Origin of the sequence: Streptomyces sp. FIT100 (assembly GCF_024584805.1) — a bacterium.
Classification (GTDB): Bacteria; Actinomycetota; Actinomycetes; order Streptomycetales; family Streptomycetaceae; genus Streptomyces.
The window spans coordinates 3,188,547-3,205,574 of sequence record NZ_CP075715.1 but is presented as its reverse complement, the minus strand read 5'-3'; the positions used below and the strand labels follow the sequence as shown (position 1 = coordinate 3,205,574).

Sequence of the window (17,028 nt, the reverse complement as noted above, 5' to 3'; positions counted from 1 at the left end):
TCATGCATGTCCCAGACGGATTCATCGATCTGCCCGTCTCCGGTGCGGCCGCTGCCGTCGCCGCCGGTGCCCTCGCGGTCAGCCTGCGCGGCGCCCGCCGGGAGCTCGGGGGCACCTCCCATGCCGGAGGCTACGGGGGAGAGAGGACCGCGCCGCTGGCCGGTCTCGTCGCCGCCTTCATCTTCGCCGTGCAGATGCTGAACTTCCCGGTCGCGGCCGGCACGAGCGGACATCTGCTGGGCGGAGCCCTGGCGGCGATCCTCGTCGGGCCGTACACGGGCGTCCTCTGTATCGCCGTCGTCCTGCTGCTCCAGGGCATCCTCTTCGCGGACGGCGGCCTCACGGCGCTGGGCGTCAACATCACGGTGATGGGCGTCGTCACGGTCGTCGTCGCCTACGCGCTCTTCCGCGGTCTGGTGCACGTGCTGCCGAGGAAGCGCAGCTCCATCACGGTGGCCTCGTTCGCCGCCGCGCTCGTCTCGGTCCCCGCGGCCGCCGCTGCCTTCACGCTGATCTACGCGATCGGCGGCACCACCGACGTCCCGATCGGCACCGTGCTCAGCGCCATGGTCGGCGTCCACGTCCTGATCGGCATCGGCGAGGCCGTCATCACGATGCTGACCGTCGGCGCCGTCGTCGCCGTGCGCCCCGACCTCGTGTACGGGGCGCGCGGGCTGTCCGCACCGCTCAAGCTGCGTGTCGGCGGCGAGCTGGTGGACGCCGCGCCGTCGTCCACCGTGCCCGCGCCCGGCGCCTCCGCCCGCCCGGTGTGGATCGCGGGCATCGTGACCTCCCTCGTGCTGGCCGGATTCGTCTCCTTCTACGCCTCAGCCAACCCCGACGGCCTGGAGAAGGTCGCGGCCGACAAGGGCATCGACAAGAAGGTCGAGGACCACGCGGCCGCCGACTCGCCCCTCGCCGACTACGGCGTCAAGGACGTCGACAACGTCCGGGTCTCCGGCGGTCTGGCCGGGGTGATCGGGGTCGGCGCCACGGTCGCGGCGGGCACCGGGCTCTTCGTCGTGGTGCGACGCCGTCAGGGCGCGAGCAAGGACCCCGCCGCCACCCGCGTCCCGACGGAAACCGTCTGAGCCATGGGCGCGGGCCACACACACAAGCTCTACCGGCACGGGCACTCGCCCATCCACGCGCTGCCCCCGCACTGCAAGATCGCCGCGGCGCTGTGCTTCGTGCTGATCGTGGTCGCCACGCCGCGCGAGGCGGTGTGGGCCTTCGGCCTGTACGCCGTGCTGCTCGGCGCGGTCGCCGCCGTGGCCCGCATCCCCGCGGGCCTTCTGCTGCGCCGGCTGCTGATCGAGCTCCCGTTCGTCGCCTTCGCGCTGCTCATGCCCTTCGTCGTGCCGGGCCAGCGGACCGAGCTGCTCGGGATCTCCCTCTCCGTCCCCGGACTGTGGGGTGCCTGGAACATCCTCGCCAAGGGGACCCTGGGCGTCGCCACCTCCGTCCTGCTCGCATCGACCACCGAACTGCGCGCGCTGCTGCTCGGACTCCAGCGGCTCAGACTGCCGCCGCTGATGGTGCAGATCGCGTCGTTCATGATCCGCTACGGCGATGTCGTCACCGACGAGATGCGGCGGATGTCCATCGCCCGTCGCTCGCGCGGCTTCGAGGCGCGCGGCGTACGCCACTGGGGCGTGCTCGCCAAGTCCGCGGGCGCGCTGTTCATCCGCTCCTACGAGCGCGGTGAGCGGGTGCACCTGGCCATGGTCAGCCGGGGGTACGCGGGCACCATGCCGGTCATCGACGAGGTGACCGCCGGCCGTGCCCAGTGGGCGTACGCCGCCGCGCTCCCGTTCTCGGCACTCGCCGTCTGTCTGCTTGGCTGGACCCTATGACCCCGTCCCCGTCCCCGCCCCACTCCCTCGACGTACGCGGGCTCGCGTATGCCTACCCCGACGGCCACCAGGCCCTCTTCGGCGTCGATCTGTCCATCGGGCGCGGCGAGCGGGTCGCCCTGCTCGGCCCGAACGGGGCCGGCAAGACCACCCTCGTCCTCCATCTCAACGGCATCCTCACCGCCGGTGCGGGCACGGTCACCGTCGCAGGACTGCCGGTCGGCAAGCAGCACATGGCCGAGATCCGCCGCAAGGTCGGCATCGTCTTCCAGGACCCCGACGACCAGCTCTTCATGCCGACCGTCCGGGAGGACGTCGCCTTCGGTCCTGCCGCCGCCGGGCTGCGCGGCGCGGAGCTGGAGGAGCGCGTACGCACCGCGCTCGACCGGGTCGGCATGGGGGAGTACCTCGAACGTCCTCCGCACCACCTCTCCTTCGGCCAGCGCCGCCGGGTCGCCGTCGCGACCGTCCTCGCCATGGAGCCGGAGATCCTGGTCCTCGACGAGCCCTCGTCCAATCTCGACCCGGCCTCCCGCCGCGAACTCGCCGACATCCTGCGGTCGTTGGACGTCACGGTCCTCATGGTCACGCACGACCTGCCGTACGCGCTGGAGCTGTGCCCGCGCTCGGTGATCCTCAGCGAGGGCGTGATCGTGGCCGACGGCCCCACCCAGGAGCTGCTCGGAGACGCCGATCTGATGCGGGCGCACCGGCTGGAGCTGCCGTTCGGCTTCGACCCGCGGGCTGTGACGACGGGCGCCTGAGCGCGCACGCTTCCACCGTCCTGAGCCGAGTCCGTGACCCACCCGGAATCGGGGCTTGTCCCGGCACGTTGCACCATGGGGTGAGCGAACGGACCGGTACAGCGGGGAACAGCAGGGAGCGTGAGGACGTGGACGTCCAGGGGACGGTGGCGGAGGGCTTCGAGCCCGTCCGGGACGCGTTCATACGCAACTTCGAGCAGCGCGGGGAGCGCGGTGCGGCCGTCGCCGTCTACCGGGACGGCGTGAAGGTCGTCGACCTGTGGGCCGGCGTCCGGGACGCCGAATCCGACGCCGGCACCCAGGCGGACTCCGGCTCCGGTGGTGCCGCTCCGTGGGCCGTGGACACCGCGCAGATCGTCCGCTCGGCGACCAAGGGCGTCGCCGCCGCCGTACCGCTGCTGCTGCACCAGCGCGGGCAGCTCGACCTGGACGCGCCGGTCGGGACGTACTGGCCGGAGTTCAAGGCGGCCGGCAAGGAGCGGGTGCTCGTACGGCATCTGCTGTCGCACCGGGCCGGGGTGCCCGCCCTCGACCGGCCCCTCACCGTGGCGGAGGCCGCCGACGGCTCGTCCGGGGCACGCGCGGTCGCCGCGCAGACGCCGGCCTGGGAGCCGGGCACCGACCACGGCTACCACGCGCAGACCTACAGCTGGCTGCTGTCCGAACTCGTCCGGCGGGTCACCGGGCGCACCATCGGCCGCTGGGTCGCCGAGGAGATCACCCGCCCGCTGGGCCTGGACCTCTGGATCGGGCTCCCCGCCGAAGAGGCGTACCGGGTGGGCCGGATCGGCAAGGTCGACGAGCCGCCGGCCGCCGCGGGCGGCGGGCTGAAGGTGCGGCCCAAGCGGTCGGTGGCCGAGGCGTACCGCGACCCGGAGTCGCTGACCCGCCGCGCCTTCGGCGCGATCGACCCGCTGCCGGACGAGAACGACCCGCTGTACCGCGCCGCGGAGCTCCCAGCGTCCAACGGCATCTCCACGGCCCGCGCGCTGGCCCGTTTCTACGCCGCCACCATCGGCCGGGTCGACGGGCACCGGCTCTTCGCGCCCGCCACCGTCACCCTCGCCCGCACCGAGGAGTCGGCGGGCCCGGACCGCGTCCTCGTCGTCGGCACCCGCTTCGGCCTCGGCTACATGCTCCACGGCCCCGCGTCCCCGCTGCTGGGCCCCGGGTCCTTCGGCCACCCGGGCCGCGGCGGCTCGCTCGGCCTCGCCGACCCCGATGCGGGCATCGCGCTCGGATACGTCACCAACGGTATGCGCAAGGGCGTCACGGCCGATCCGCGCGCCCAGGCTCTGGTCAGGGCGGTCCGCTCGGCGACATGATCGGTCGCATGATGCAGCGATTCGAGGGATACGGAGTACTGATCACCGGAGCCGGGCGGGGCGTCGGCGAGGCCACCGCCCGCAGACTCGCCTCCGAAGGGGCCAGGGTCCTGGTCACGGACATCGACGGCGAGCTCGCCGCGGCCACCGCGGAGACGATCCCGGGCGCCGCCTCGTGCCCGTGCGACGTGACCGACCGCGCCGCGGTCGAGGCGGCGGTCGCCCGCGCCGTCGACGAGTTCGGCGCGCTCGACGTCCTCGTCAACAACGCCTACTCCTGCTCCTTCGACACCCCGCTCTTCGAGGACCAGCCCGACGACACCTGGCAGCGGGACCTCGACACCGTCCTCACCGGCGCCTTCCGCTGCTCCCGTGCCGCCCTCCCGCACCTGGCGAAGGCGGGCGGCCGCGGCGCGATCGTCAACATCGGCTCCGTCAACGCCGAACAGGACTTCGGCAACCACGCCTACAGCGCGGCCAAGGCGGGCCTCGCCTCCCTCACCCGCACCCTCGCGGGCGACGCGGCCCAGCGCGGCGTGCGCGTCAACCAGATCAACCCCGGCACGATCCGCACCCCCGCCTGGTCCGACCGCGAACACCACCTCGCCGCCCTGGCTCCCGTCTACCCCCTGGGCCGTGTCGGCACCGCCGAAGACATCGCGGCGGCGGTCGCCTTCCTCGCCTCCTCGGACGCCGCCTGGATCACGGGCACCACGCTCCGGGTGGACGGCGGCCTGCTGGCGGTGAACACGAGCTTCCAGCAGGTGCTCCCCCGATGAGCTAGGACGCCAGCATCATCCCGATGCCCACCACCATCAGGCCCGCCGCCGCGACGCGCGGAGCGCCGAAGCGTTCCTTGAAGAAAAGGGCGCCTATCGCCGCGCCCACGATGATGCTCGATTCGCGCAGGGCCGCGATCGGGGCGAGCGGCGCGCGGGTCTGGGCCCACAGGACCAGGCCGTAGGCGAGGAGCGCGAGCACCGCGCCGAGAAGCCCACGGGCGGCGTGGGGGCGGAGTTCGGCGAGGAGCCGGCCGCGGTGGACCCGGTAGGCGTAGAGGGGGACGAGGACGCCTTCGAGCACCATCAGCCAGGCGATGTAGCCGATCGCCGTGCCGGACGCGCGGACGCCGATGCCGTCCACGACCGTGTACGCGGCGATCGACAGGCCCGTCGCGAGCGCGGCCAGCAGCGCCGCCCACTGCGGGCGGGTGCCCGCGTCCCTGATGCCCCACAGCGCGAGGCCGACCAGGCCCGCGCAGGCGACCGCCACCCCGGCCAGCTGCCAGGGGCTCAGGCTCTCGCCGACGAGGACGGTGGCCAGCACGGTCACGACGAGCGGCGCCGTGCCGCGGGCGATCGGGTACATCTGGCCGAAGTCGCCGAGTGCGAACGACCGCATCAGCAGGAAGTGGTAGCCGATGTGCAGCGCCGCCGACGCGATCAGATAGGGCCACGCGGCGGCGGCGGGCAGCGGCGCGAAGCAGGCCATCACCGCGCCGATCGACGCCGCGCCGCCCAGAATCAGCGTGAAGCCGATGAGCTGGTCCTTGATGTGGTGCGCGATCGCGTTCCAGCTCGCGTGCGTGACCGCGGCCATGAGGACCGCGGCCGCGACGAGGACGCTCACGCGGTGCGCTCGCGCACGTCCACCAGGGCCGCACCGGCATGGGCGATCACGGACTTGGGGTCGAGCGGGAAGACCGTGTGCGGGGTGCCCGCCGCCGCCCACACCACGGCGTGGTCCAGCAGTCCCCGGTCGGCCAGCACCCGGGTCCTCGTACGGTGGCCGAAGGGCGGCACGCCGCCGATCGCGTACCCGGTGGTTTCCCGGACCAGGTCCGCGTCGGCCCGCCGGACCGCCGAGGCGTCCAGCTCCCGCCGCACCAGCTCCACGTCGACCCGCGAGGCGCCGTCCATCAGGACCAGCACCGGCACCCCGTCCGCCTCGAAGACCAGCGACTTGACGATCTCGCCGACATCGCAGCCGATGGCGGCCGCCGCCTCGGCGGCGGTCCGGGTGGCGTCGGGGAAGCGGCGCACTTCGACGTGGAGGCCCAGCTCGCGCAGGGCTTCGGCGAAGCGGGGGTGGGCGTGGGTGTCGGATGAACTCATGGCCCGCACGCTAGCGGTGGTTGTACGGGCCATGCGACATCGTCACGCCCATCAGGTCCCCGGCGATCAGCCCGCGTTGAGCACTGCGGCCACGAGCGGTCCCGCCGCATCGCTGCCGTGCCCGCCCGAGTCCACGACCGCGGCGGCCGCCAGATCGTCGGAGAAGCCGGTGAACCAGCTGTTGGACGTGGCGTTCCCGTCGACCTCCGCGGAGCCGGTCTTCGCACCCTTGTCCCCGCCGACCGTGGCCATCGCCTGCGTACCGGTCCCGTAGGCCGCCGTCGCCGTGAGGCGCATCAGGTTCCGCAGCTGCTTCGCCACGGAGCCCGGCAGGCTCCGTGACGCCGTGGCCGGCTGACGGTCGTCCAGCGACAGCGGCACGATGACCGGCTGCTTGAACGTGCCGCTCTTCGCGGTGGCGGTGATGGACGCCATGTTGAGCGCGTTCATCTGGATGGTGCCCTGGCCGATGTACTGCGCGGCCGCCTCGCCGCCCGTCTCCTGGGGCACGCTTCCGTCCACGGACGGGATGCCGGTCTGCCAGTCGAGGCCGATGCCGAAGACGTCCTGGGCCTCCTTGGACAGCGCGGCTTCGTCCTTCGTGTCGTCGATCAGCTTGATGAAGGCGGTGTTGCACGAGCGGGCGAAGCTGGTCGAGAAGGGCGCGCCCTCGATCGAGAAGTTGTCGAGATTGTGGAAGGTGGCGCCCTGGTACATGACGTCCTTGGGGCACTCGGCCGTACGGTCCGCCGCCACCAGACCCTTCTCCAGCAGCAGCGCCGCCGTCACGATCTTCATCGTCGAGCCGGGCGCCTGCTTGCCCAGGAACGCCGCGTTCCACCGCCCCTTGCGGTTGTTGGCGACCGCCCTGACCTCGCCCGTGCTCGGCTGGATCGCGACGACCGACGACTCGTCGTACGTCATCACCGTCTTCTCGGCGGCGGCCTGCACCTTCGCGTCCAGCGTGGTGCGAAGCTCGCCCGGCTCGCCCTCGGTCAGCGTGAGCAGCGTCCGGTCCGTCCCTTCGGCGAGGCCGCTGTCGATGACGAGCTCGACGCCCGCCTTGCCGCCCGCCTTGTCGCCGTACCGCTTGCGCAGCTCGTCGAGGACGGGCCCGAGCGACGGGTACTTCTCCTCCGTCAGCTTCTTGCCGTTGCGGTCGACCGCCTCGATGGGCGGAACGGCGGCCTGGGCGGTCTTCAGGGTCTCGCCCTTGCCGAGCTCGGGGTGGATCACCGTCGGCTGCCAGTCGACCAGCGGCCGTCCGGTCGTCAGCCCGCGCACCACGGTCAGCTCGGAGCGGTACGAGAGGGGCTTGCGCTGCCCCTCGTACGAGACCACGGCGCTGACCGTGAACGGCACCTTCGCGCCGACCGGCTGTCCCGGCGTCAGCTTCGCCTCGCTGATGTGCGCGTCCTCGGCGTACCCGGCCAGCACCGGCTCCGCCTCGACCGCGTTGTTGGTCAGCTGCGCCGCCGTCCCCGCGTCCCCGCCCGCCCACGCCGCGAGGAAGTCCTTCGCGGTGGTCCGGATCTCCTCGGCGCTCGGCGGCCCGGTCCTCTTGGGCGCGGCCTGGGACGTACCGCCCGAGCCCCCGCCGAGCAGGACGTTGTACGCGCCGTAGGCGGCCCCTCCGGCGAAGACGATGAATACGCCGCCGATGACGGCGACCTTGGCTCCACTACGCATCGCTGCAGTCCCCTCCCCAGTGACCACCAGCATCCTTGAACACGTTCAAGGATTCGACACCTCCGCACTCTACGGGTTCCGAGTGACAGGAGTGACCGTCGTTATAGGACTGTGGTGTAGACCGGTGCGGCAGGCGGGATAGGGATCCGGCTCCGGACGCGGAAGGCCCGCACGGCCGCCAGGACGAGGACCACCAGGGCGCCGGGCACGAGCACGACCATCGGCAGCAGGCCGACACCCAGGGCCAGTCCGAGCTCCGGCGACGTGCGGCCGGGGTCCACGGCCCATAGGGCGGAGCGGAGCCAGTGGGCCGACACCAGCACGGTGACGGCCAGCACCAGCCAGTGGACCAGCGACGCGACGGCCCAGCCGCGCACCGCGGTCGCCGACCGGTACGGCAGCCCGCGGCGCAGCACGCTCAGCACGACGGCGGAGACGAGCAGCGGTCCGATGAGAGCGAAGTGCCAGGTCGTGTCGAGCGCCCACTGGTACGACTCCCAGCCGGGACTCGCCGGCGTCAACTGGGCGTCGGGGCGGTGGAGCTGGGCCTCGATCGTCTCCCTGCCGCCCGCCGCGACGAGCAGGGGTATCAGTGCGAAGAGCCCGAGCAGCGGCCGGCCGAGCAGCCCCCGGGTCGCCCAAGCGGCCCCGACGAGGCGCGCGCGGCCGGGCGGTCGCCACGGCACGGGCGCGGGCCCGGACTGCGTGGGGGTGGGGCTGGGCACGGGCCCGGCCGGAACGTGCGGTGGGAAGGGAGCCCGCGGCCCGGACGGGGTGGACGAGGGTCCACCCGGCAGCGGTGGCGGCCCGATCAGCGTCGGCGGCGTTCCGAACGGCACCGGCGGGGGCCCGAACTCCTGGCGGCTCTCCAGGTCCAGCGCCCACGCGGCGCGGCGCGCGATCGCGGAGGTCAGCGGTGCCGGCAGCCAGTCGCCGTCCGCGCAGGCGCGCTCCCGCGCCTGCGCGACGAGGTCGGCGAGCGACGGCCGCTGCGCCGGGTCCTTGGCCAGGCAGCCCCGGATCGCCACCGCGAAGTCCTCGGGCAGACGGGAGAGATCCGGCTCGTGGTGCACCACGCGGTAGCCCAGCTCGGGGCCCGAGCCGGAGCCGAAGGGGCCGCGGCCCGTGCCCGCGTACGCGAGGAGCACGCCCAGCGCGAAGATGTCACCGCGCTCGTCCACCTCCTGCCCGGTGATCTGCTCCGGGGACATGAAGCCGGGCGAGCCGACGACCAGGCCGGTGCCGGTCAGTGCGGCGTCGTCGGCGGCACGGGCGATGCCGAAGTCGATGAGGCGGGGGCCGTCGAGCGCGAGCAGCACATTGGACGGCTTGAGGTCGCGGTGCACCAGGCCCGCCTCGTGCACGGTGGTGAGCGCCTCGCCGAGACCGCCGAGCAGCCGCCAGAGCGCGGGCTCCTCCAGCGGCCCGTACTCGTGGACCGCTTCGGACAGCGAGGGGCCCGGTACGTACGCGGTGGCCAGCCAGGGCACCGCCGCGTGCGGGTCGGCCGCCACCACCGGTGCCGTGCCCGGGCCGGACACCGCCTGGCAGGCCCTCACCTCGCGGGCGAAGCGCGCGCGGAAGCCCGGGGTGTCCGACATGCCCGCGTGCACCGTCTTGAGCGCCACCGCCCGCCCGCCGGAGGACCTGGCGAGAAAGACGCGCCCCATGCCGCCCTCGCCGAGCCGGCACAGCAGACGGTAGGCGCCCACCTCGCGTGGATCGTGTGGTGACAAGGGCTGCACTGCGTCCCCCAGGGCTGTTCGGGCCGGCTCATCCTGACACGCGTCGCCGGACGGCAGGAAGACGGGGTGCGGGGCGCCGGTGCGCCCCGCACCCCGTCAGGGTGTGCGGTTTCCCGTCGCAGTCAGAAGGCGATCAGGTGGATGCCGAAGGCCACGGCCGCCGCGCAGAGCGCGTAGCAGACGTACCCGCCGGCGGTGCGGGCGACGGCCACGGAACCCGCGCCGCGGCCCGGCCGGGAGGTGCCGACGATGCCGAGGGTGAACAGGCCCACGATCGCGACCGTCACCGCGAGGCTGACGCCGAAGACCTGGCCGAGTGCTGCCCAGTCGATGTTCATCGTGCTTCTTCTCTTCTCTCTTCTCTGCCTTGCCGGTCCGGTCAGGCGGCGGTGGTCATGGCGGTCTTGACGGCGGGGACGTGCTCGAAGTCGTTGACGTTGCTGTGGTCCACGGGCTTGCGGCGCGAGGCGATCCGGATGGCGGTGGCGGCGGCGATGCCGAGGACCGCGACCACGGCGATGCCCCACGTGCCCTGGACGGCGAGGAGAGCGGCGGCGGCGGCGACCAGAGCGGCGGCCGGCAGGGTCAGCACCCAGGCGACGGCCATCCGGCCGGCGGTGGACCAGCGCACGGTGCCGCCCTTGCGGCCCAGGCCGGAGCCCATGACCGAACCGGAGCAGACCTGCGTGGTGGACAGGGCGAAGCCGAGGTTGGACGCGGACAGGATGACCGCGGCGGCACCGGTCTGGGCGGAGAAGCCCTGGGCGGGCCGGATGTCGGTCAGGCCCTTGCCCATGGTGCGGATGATGCGCCAGCCGCCCAGGTAGGTGCCGAGCGCGATGGCCAGGCCGGCCGAGACGATGACCCAGGTGGGCGGGTTGGCGCCGGGGGCGAGGACGCCGCCGGCGATCAGCGCGAGGGTGATCACGCCCATGGTCTTCTGGGCGTCGTTGGTGCCGTGCGCGAGGGAGACCAGGGCGGCGGAGCCGATCTGGCCGGCGCGGTAGCCCTTGGTGGTGGCGGCCTCGTCGGAGTTGCGGGCGATGCGGTAGGTCAGACGGGTCGCGGCCATCGAGGCCAGACCGGCCACGATCGGGGCGGCGACGGCGGGGATGAGGACCTTCATCGCGACGGCGGAGCCGTTCACGGCGTCCGGGCCGACGGAGACGATCGTGGCGCCGATCAGACCGCCGAAGAGCGCGTGCGAGGAGCTGGACGGCAGCCCCTTCAGCCAGGTGACCAGGTTCCAGACGATGGCACCGACGAGCCCGGCGAAGATCACCTCGGGCCGGATGCCGGACGCCTCGTCGATGATGCCGCCGGAGATGGTCTTGGCCACCTCCACGGAGAGGAAGGCACCGGCGAGGTTGAGCACCGCGGACATCGCCACGGCGGCCCTGGGCTTCATGGCCCCGGTGGAGATGGTGGTGGCCATGGCGTTGGCCGTGTCGTGGAATCCGTTGGTGAAGTCGAACACGAGGGCCGTGACGACGACGATTCCGATCAGGAGCGGGATGTGTTCCATGCCTCAGGTCTCTGATGTGGGGGAGGGACGGGGGCGTGGCGCACCGAGGACTCTCCATGACCGGAGGATCGATCGGGATTCCGGCGCCGTGAGACCACTATGAAGGCATTTGTGTCTCTTGTGAACAAACTGTGGCACACGCTACAGAAGAGAAGTTTGTCCGCTTTGTTCGTGCGGTCTGCCGCAGACGCCGCCCGGGGGTGTGCCCAGTCGCCGAGAACGTCATTGGCCTCGTCGGATGTTGTCCGCGGCCGCTTCCTCCACGGCCCGCCGCTGCCGTTCGGCGTCCAGTTCCCGCAGGGCGTCGTGGACCGCTGCGAGGACCGTGGCCACCGCGTCGTCCTCCACGTCCGGGGCGTCCTGCCCCGGCTCGTCGTCGAGCCCGACGGCTGCCGCCAGGGCGGTGAGTACGGGCTCCCGCGAGGAGTAGCGGTCCGCCGCCGAGCGGCGGGCGGGGGAGTCGGCCAGCACCGTCTGGCCGGCCGAGAACGGCATCCAGCGGTGGCGCCGCTGCCGGGTGAGCAGCCCCTCCGCATCGAAGGCGGCGAGGTAGGTCTCGGTCAGCCCCCGGCCCCGCCGCCACAGCCAGTCGCCGACTGACTCGTACGGCGCCTCCGCGGCAACCGTCGACGCGGCCGTCTCCAGCAGGTGGTCCGTCACGGCCGGCGGGGGGCTGGGTACGAGGCGATCACCGTCCAGGGTGACGGCCTGGGCGCTGAGGAGGTCGATCAGCTCGCCCCCCGCGAGCGCGAGCGCCAGATCGCCGCGCTCCGGGGACCGACCGGTGTCCGTGTCCATGGCGACGATCAACAGGTCCCGCGGTGTGGTCATCGACGACTCCACGTCGGCCGGCATCAGGCGGTCCGGTATCGGGCGGCATCGGGCGGACCCGCCCGACCCGCCCAGTATCCCTCGCATCCCCGCGGGCGTCGCGGCCGCTTCGCCTTGTGTGCCTTGTGTGCCCCGAGGAACCCCGGGTTCCCCGTGCGGCACACCGTTGCACCCGCTGGAGGGGGGTCGATGTGCGCGGCGAGCCTATGCTCCGCCCATGTTCCTTATTGCCTACTTTGTGGTGCTCGTGGTCTTTCCCCTCATCCACACGTTCGTCGACCGCAGACCCAATCGCCGGACGCGCCTTCGCACCATCGAGATCTGGCTGCTCTGGTTCGTCGGCGCCAGCGGTGCACTGTCCGTGCTGACCGGCCTCGGGCACATCGGCCCCGACGCGCCCACCATCGCCGACGGCATCGGATTCGCCCACAGCCCGTTCCAGTGGGAAGTCGGCTGGGCCGACATCGCGGTCGGCACCATCGGCTTCATGTCCATCTGGCGCCGGGACTCGTTCATGACGGCCGCGGTCATCGCGCTGGCCATCCTCTACTGGGGCGACGCCGCGGGCCACATCATGCAGCTCGTCGCCCACGAAAACACCGCCCCGAACAACGTCCAGCCGATCTACACCGACATCCTTCAACCCCTGATCGCCGTGCTCCTGCTCATCGCCTACCGGCGCCACGGCGGCGGCCGCAGCCCGGCCCCCGAGCGGCCCGCCGGCAGCTGACTTCGCGGCACGAGGCGTCAGTCGTTGCAGCCGGGGCCGTCGCTCGGGTCGACGCAGGTGTTGATGCCGCGTCCGCCGTCGTTGGAGTTCGTGCCCGATCCGCCGTCCAGGGCGTCGTCGTCGGCGTCCCCGAAGAGCTGGTCGTTGCCCGCGTTGCCGAAGAGCTGGTCGTTGTCCCTTCCACCGCGGAGGCGGTCGTTGCCCTTTCCGCCGAAGAGGATGTCGCTGCCCAGGAAACCGGAGAGCCGGTCGTTGCCCGGGCCACCGGCAAGCTCGTCGCTGCCGAGCTCACCGCGGAGCTCGTCGTTGCCCGAATCACCGCGAAGGTCGTCGTTGCCGAAGCCGCCGAAGAGCTGGTCGTCGCCCGGGCCGCCGGAGAGCTGGTCGTTGTCCCTGTCGCCGTTGAGCGTGTCGTTGCCCTTGCCGCCGCAGACGAGGTCGTTCCCCGCGAGGGCGTAGACCGTGTCATTGCCGCCGAGCGCGAAGATCACGTCGTTGCCGGGGGTGCCGACGATGACGTCGTTCTTCTCGGTACCCACTCTGGTGGGGGTGGCGTCCTTGCACAACGAGTCGTGTGAGTCGTGCGAATCGTGCGAGCCGCGACGCGAATCGTGCGAGCCGTGTGAGTCGTCTGGGTCGTGCGAGCCGGCCGAGCGGGTCGAGGCGGTGGGCGAGCCGGTGCTCGAGGTGGCTGCGGACGTGGTCGATTCCACGGCGCGCCTCGGCGTTCCGGGAGCGGCGGCCGTTGTGGAGGTGGAAAAGACGAACAGCCCTCCGACGACGAGAACGATGAGCGCGGGCAGCGACCGGGCACTGGCCCGGCGCCGGCCCCAGCACCCAGTCGGAGCCGTCTTCGGCCGGTTGTCGTCAAGGCGGCGGAACTCGAACATGGCTCGGCTGTCTCCCGGGTGAGGCGCGCAGCTGTCCCTCACAGAAAGTCACACTCTCGACCGGTCCGCTTCGGCGCCCAGCGGGGCCATATGCGCCCTCAGGACGTTTCCGCAGGTCACGGCCGACAGGCCGCGCCACCCAAGCACTCCTTCGGCCGCCACCCGCACGGACCCCGCCGGAGAAAACCGTCGCCCGGCTAGACCCAGGTGTCGACCCACATCCTGCCCCGCCAGTCGTCCAGGGGGATCGGGGTACCCGTGTAGATCGGCCAGAAGTAGATGAAGTTCCAGATGATCAGGAGCACGAGCACGCCCGCGCCCACCGCGCCGATCGTCCTGCGCCGTTCGTCCGAGCCTGGCGGGCCGATGATCGCGCCGATCATCATCGTGACCGCGAGGCAGAGGAACGGCACGAAGACGACCGCGTAGAAGAGGAAGATCGTGCGCTCCTGGTAGAGGAACCAGGGGACCCAGCCCGCGGCCACCCCGCAGGCGATCGCGCCCGCGCGCCAGTCGCGGCGGAAGAGCCAGCGCCACAGGACGTACGCGAGGGCGAAGCACGCCGCCCACCACAGCAGCGGGGTGCCGAGCGCAAGGACCTCGCGGGCGCACTTGCCCGCCGTCGACGCCGGGCAGCCGTCCTCGCCGGCGGCCGGGTCCTCGTAGAAGTAGGAGACGGGGCGGCCGAGGACGATCCAGCTCCAGGGGTTGGACTGGTAGGTGTGGCCCGAGGTCAGGTTGACGTGGAACTCGAAGACCTCGGTCTCGTAGTGCCAGAGGCTCCGCAGCCAGTCGGGCAGCCAGCTCCAGACACCGCCGCTGCCGTCCTTCTCGGCCCAGTCGCGGAAGTAGCCCTTGTCCGTGACGATCCAGCCCGTCCACGAAGCGACGTACGTGACGATCGCGACCGGCACCGTCGCGAGGAACGCCGGCACGAGGTCACGCCGCAGGACTGCCAGGTACGGCTGGACCGCGCCCGCCGTGCGCCGGGCCCCGACGTCCCAGAGGACCGTCAGCAGGCCGAAGGCGGCCAGGATGTAGAGCCCGTTCCACTTGGTCGCGAAGGCCAGGCCGAGCATCAGGCCGGCCGCGATGCGCCATGGGCGCAGGCCGAGGCGCAGCTCCTCGGCGATCCGTGTGTCGGGGCGCAGTACGCCCTCCGCGTCCACCGGCAGTGCGCCGGCGAGCCGTTCGCGCGCCCGGTCCCGGTGGACGAGCAGACAGCCGAAGGCGGCCAGCACGAAGAACATCAGCACCAGGTCGAGCAGGGCCGTGCGGCTCATCACGAAGTGCAGGCCGTCGACGGCGAGCAGCGCGCCCGCCAGGCAGCCGAGGAACGTCGAGCGGAACAGCCGCCGCCCGATGCGGCACAGCATCAGCACGGACAGCGTGCCGAGCAAGGCCACCATGAAGCGCCAGCCGAAGGGGGTGAAGCCGAACAGCTGCTCGCCGAGCCCGATGATCCACTTCCCGACCGGCGGGTGGACGACATAGCCGGGGTCCGTGGGCACGGGGACGGCGTCCGGGTTCGCCAGGATCGATTTGTCGACGTCCTTAGGCCAGGACCCCTCGTACCCCTGGTTGATCAGTGCCCAGGCGTCCTTCGCGTAGTACGTCTCGTCGAATATCACCGCCTTGGGGCTGCCGAGCTGCCAGAACCGCAGGACTCCGGCCACCAGCGCCACGAGCAGCGGCCCGCCCCACGCCAGCGCGCGCTCGGCGGTCCGCGTCGCCGACGGGCCCACGCCGAGCACCGACCAGGTGCGCGGGGAGGGGCGCGTGTACGGCGGTACGAGCCGTTCTCGCAGCCCCGGCACGGGTCGCGGCACATGGCTGAATCTGCGCAGGCGCTGCTGCCAGGAGGGGGGCTGTTCCGCGGCTTCCGTCCCGTGCAGGGCCCGCGGGGCAGTACTGGTCACCGCGCCATCGTAGGGAACGCGTCTGTGCATGGGGTGCGTCCGGCCCTGCGAGGATGGCTGATGTGACTGGATCGGTGACTGGAACCCTCGTACTGGCAGGCACGCCCATCGGTGATGTGGCGGACGCGCCGCCGCGGCTGGCGGCGGAGCTGGAGACCGCCGACGTGGTCGCGGCGGAGGACACCCGGCGGCTGCGCCGGCTCACCCAGGCGCTCGGGGTGCAGACCCGCGGCCGGGTCGTGTCGTACTTCGAGGGGAACGAGTCGGCCCGTACGCCCGAGCTGGTCGAGGCGCTGGAAGGCGGGTCCCGGGTGCTGCTCGTCACCGACGCGGGTATGCCTTCCGTCTCCGACCCCGGCTACCGCCTGGTCGCCGCGGCCGTCGAGAAGGACATCAGGGTCACCGCCGTGCCCGGCCCGTCCGCCGTGCTCACCGCGCTCGCGCTCTCCGGGCTGCCCGTGGACCGCTTCTGCTTCGAGGGCTTCCTGCCGCGCAAGGCGGGCGAGCGGCTCGGCCGGCTGCGCGAGGTCGCGGCCGAGCGCCGCACGCTCGTCTACTTCGAGGCGCCGCACCGGCTCGACGACACCCTGGCCGCCATGGCCGAGGTGTTCGGCAAGGACCGCAGGGCCGCCGTCTGCCGCGAGCTGACGAAGACGTACGAGGAGGTCAAGCGCGGCGGGCTCGGCGAGCTGGCGCAGTGGGCGGCCGAGGGCGTACGCGGCGAGATCACGGTCGTGGTCGAGGGCGCCCCGGCCGCCGGGCCCGCCGAGCTGGACGCGGACGAGCTGGTGCACAGGGTGCGCGTGCGCGAGGAGGCGGGCGAGCGGCGCAAGGAGGCGATCGCCGCCGTCGCCGCGGAGGCGGGCGTTCCCAAGCGCGAGGTGTTCGATGCCGTGGTGGCGGCAAAGAATGCGGACAGACAAGGGCCCGAGAACGGTAAAGGACTAACCTGAAAGGCAAAGCACAGACCGTGTGACGGGCCTTTCGGGCATGGGAAGGCATGGTACGGCCAAATTCCCGTCCATCAATCGGCAGCCACTGATGCGCTCCCGCCGGAAAAGGCGTCCACTGGACCAGTGGAGAGGAGCTCACATGAGCGAGATCGCAGGTATCCGCATCGAGCACGAGGCCTATGCCTTCGCGTGCATGCGCTGCGGATACGGCTGGGAGCAGGCGTACGAGATAGAGCACCACACGGACGCACAGGGCCACGACTTCGTCATCTACAAGGCCGATGGGACGCGCGTGCCCTCGCCGCTCACCCAGCCCACGTGCCTGAACTGCGGTGAGCACAAGGTGCGCATCATGCGGGCGGGCCAGGTCTCGTCGGTGACGAACACGCTGGACGCGCTTTACCACTATCCCGTCGCGCCCGGAATCGCGGGACCCGTCCCGGCGACGTACTCACCTTCCAGGAAGTCCTCTGCTTCCAAGAAGGCTCCTGTCGTTCCGGCCGCCCCGGTGGCGCCGGGGGAAGCGGCCGAGCCGGCCGCCGGGCAGCCCGCCGCGCCCGCGGGCGCGGGCACCGGGCCGGTGCGCCGCAGGCGCCTGTCCGACCTGTTCCGCTCCTCCCGCCGACGACAGCCGTAGACCGGCGGCAGCACCGGCAGCACCGGCAGTGAAGACGCAGCAACGACAGC

General features: G+C 72.2%; 17 protein-coding genes. 8 read left to right on the top strand and 9 right to left on the bottom strand.

Translation table 11 applies throughout. The annotated features are described in order from the left end of the window. The first annotated feature begins 2 nt into the window (after positions 1-2). The 5 genes from KK483_RS13950 (at position 3) to KK483_RS13930 (ending at position 4,724) form a co-directional block, all read left to right on the top strand. Positions 3-1,091, top strand: a complete 1,089-nt coding sequence (locus tag KK483_RS13950; protein WP_262005549.1) for an energy-coupling factor ABC transporter permease — start codon at positions 3-5, stop codon at positions 1,089-1,091. 3 nt (positions 1,092-1,094) lie between these two features. Continuing rightward, positions 1,095-1,856, top strand: coding sequence for a cobalt ECF transporter T component CbiQ (gene cbiQ / locus KK483_RS13945; RefSeq protein WP_262005548.1), 762 nt, complete (start codon positions 1,095-1,097; stop codon positions 1,854-1,856). Next, a complete protein-coding gene (locus KK483_RS13940) occupies positions 1,853-2,620 on the top strand; it encodes an energy-coupling factor ABC transporter ATP-binding protein (protein ID WP_262005547.1) in 768 nt (255 codons plus the stop codon). Before cbiQ ends, KK483_RS13940 begins: the two co-directional genes overlap by 4 nt. A gap of 128 nt (positions 2,621-2,748) precedes the next feature. After that, the gene (locus tag KK483_RS13935) at positions 2,749-3,945 is read left to right on the top strand and encodes a serine hydrolase domain-containing protein (RefSeq protein ID WP_262005546.1); all 1,197 of its coding nucleotides are present in this window, start codon (positions 2,749-2,751) and stop codon (positions 3,943-3,945) included. 11 nt (positions 3,946-3,956) lie between these two features. Beyond that, positions 3,957-4,724: an SDR family NAD(P)-dependent oxidoreductase gene (locus tag KK483_RS13930; RefSeq protein ID WP_262009479.1), complete on the top strand. Its 768-nt coding sequence runs from the start codon at positions 3,957-3,959 to the stop codon at positions 4,722-4,724. Between the two features lies 1 nt (position 4,725). Here KK483_RS13930 and KK483_RS13925 read toward each other — a convergent pair whose 3' ends face one another. From KK483_RS13925 to KK483_RS13895, 7 genes are all read right to left on the bottom strand, one after another. Continuing rightward, entirely contained in the window at positions 4,726-5,574 is an 849-nt protein-coding gene (locus KK483_RS13925; RefSeq protein ID WP_262005545.1) for an EamA family transporter, read from the bottom strand. Then, complete coding sequence (locus tag KK483_RS13920; protein WP_262005544.1) at positions 5,571-6,059, bottom strand: YbaK/EbsC family protein; 489 nt, start codon at positions 6,057-6,059, stop codon at positions 5,571-5,573. Before KK483_RS13920 ends, KK483_RS13925 begins: the two co-directional genes overlap by 4 nt. Before the next feature lie 66 nt (positions 6,060-6,125). After that, positions 6,126-7,748, bottom strand: a complete 1,623-nt coding sequence (locus KK483_RS13915) for a penicillin-binding transpeptidase domain-containing protein (protein WP_262005543.1) — start codon at positions 7,746-7,748, stop codon at positions 6,126-6,128. Positions 7,749-7,849: 101 nt separating this feature from the next. Further along, positions 7,850-9,460, bottom strand: a complete 1,611-nt coding sequence (locus tag KK483_RS13910; RefSeq protein WP_262005542.1) for a serine/threonine-protein kinase — start codon at positions 9,458-9,460, stop codon at positions 7,850-7,852. Between the two features lie 155 nt (positions 9,461-9,615). After that, a complete protein-coding gene (locus KK483_RS13905) occupies positions 9,616-9,831 on the bottom strand; it encodes a hypothetical protein (protein ID WP_262005541.1) in 216 nt (71 codons plus the stop codon). Between the two features lie 41 nt (positions 9,832-9,872). Beyond that, positions 9,873-11,018, bottom strand: a complete 1,146-nt coding sequence (locus tag KK483_RS13900) for an inorganic phosphate transporter (RefSeq protein ID WP_313879024.1) — start codon at positions 11,016-11,018, stop codon at positions 9,873-9,875. 222 nt (positions 11,019-11,240) lie between these two features. Further along, complete coding sequence (locus tag KK483_RS13895; protein ID WP_262005540.1) at positions 11,241-11,849, bottom strand: GPP34 family phosphoprotein; 609 nt, start codon at positions 11,847-11,849, stop codon at positions 11,241-11,243. A 217-nt stretch (positions 11,850-12,066) separates the two neighbouring features. On the opposite strand from KK483_RS13895, the gene KK483_RS13890 reads away from it, so the two are divergent. Beyond that, complete coding sequence (locus KK483_RS13890) at positions 12,067-12,579, top strand: DUF6790 family protein (RefSeq protein WP_262005539.1); 513 nt, start codon at positions 12,067-12,069, stop codon at positions 12,577-12,579. Positions 12,580-12,596: 17 nt separating this feature from the next. On the opposite strand, the gene KK483_RS13885 is transcribed toward KK483_RS13890, so the two are convergent. After that, positions 12,597-13,118: a calcium-binding protein gene (locus KK483_RS13885; RefSeq protein ID WP_262005538.1), complete on the bottom strand. Its 522-nt coding sequence runs from the start codon at positions 13,116-13,118 to the stop codon at positions 12,597-12,599. 548 nt (positions 13,119-13,666) lie between these two features. After that, positions 13,667-15,388 carry a dolichyl-phosphate-mannose--protein mannosyltransferase gene (locus KK483_RS13880; protein ID WP_262005537.1) on the bottom strand — a complete coding sequence of 574 codons (1,722 nt, stop codon included), beginning with the start codon at positions 15,386-15,388 and terminating at the stop codon, positions 13,667-13,669. Positions 15,389-15,462: 74 nt separating this feature from the next. On the opposite strand from KK483_RS13880, the gene rsmI reads away from it, so the two are divergent. Together rsmI and KK483_RS13870 are read left to right on the top strand one after the other, a co-directional pair. After that, positions 15,463-16,341: a 16S rRNA (cytidine(1402)-2'-O)-methyltransferase gene (rsmI, locus tag KK483_RS13875; protein WP_262005536.1), complete on the top strand. Its 879-nt coding sequence runs from the start codon at positions 15,463-15,465 to the stop codon at positions 16,339-16,341. Positions 16,342-16,480: 139 nt separating this feature from the next. After that, positions 16,481-16,978, top strand: coding sequence for a hypothetical protein (locus KK483_RS13870; protein WP_262005535.1), 498 nt, complete (start codon positions 16,481-16,483; stop codon positions 16,976-16,978). Positions 16,979-17,028: the final 50 nt, after the last annotated feature.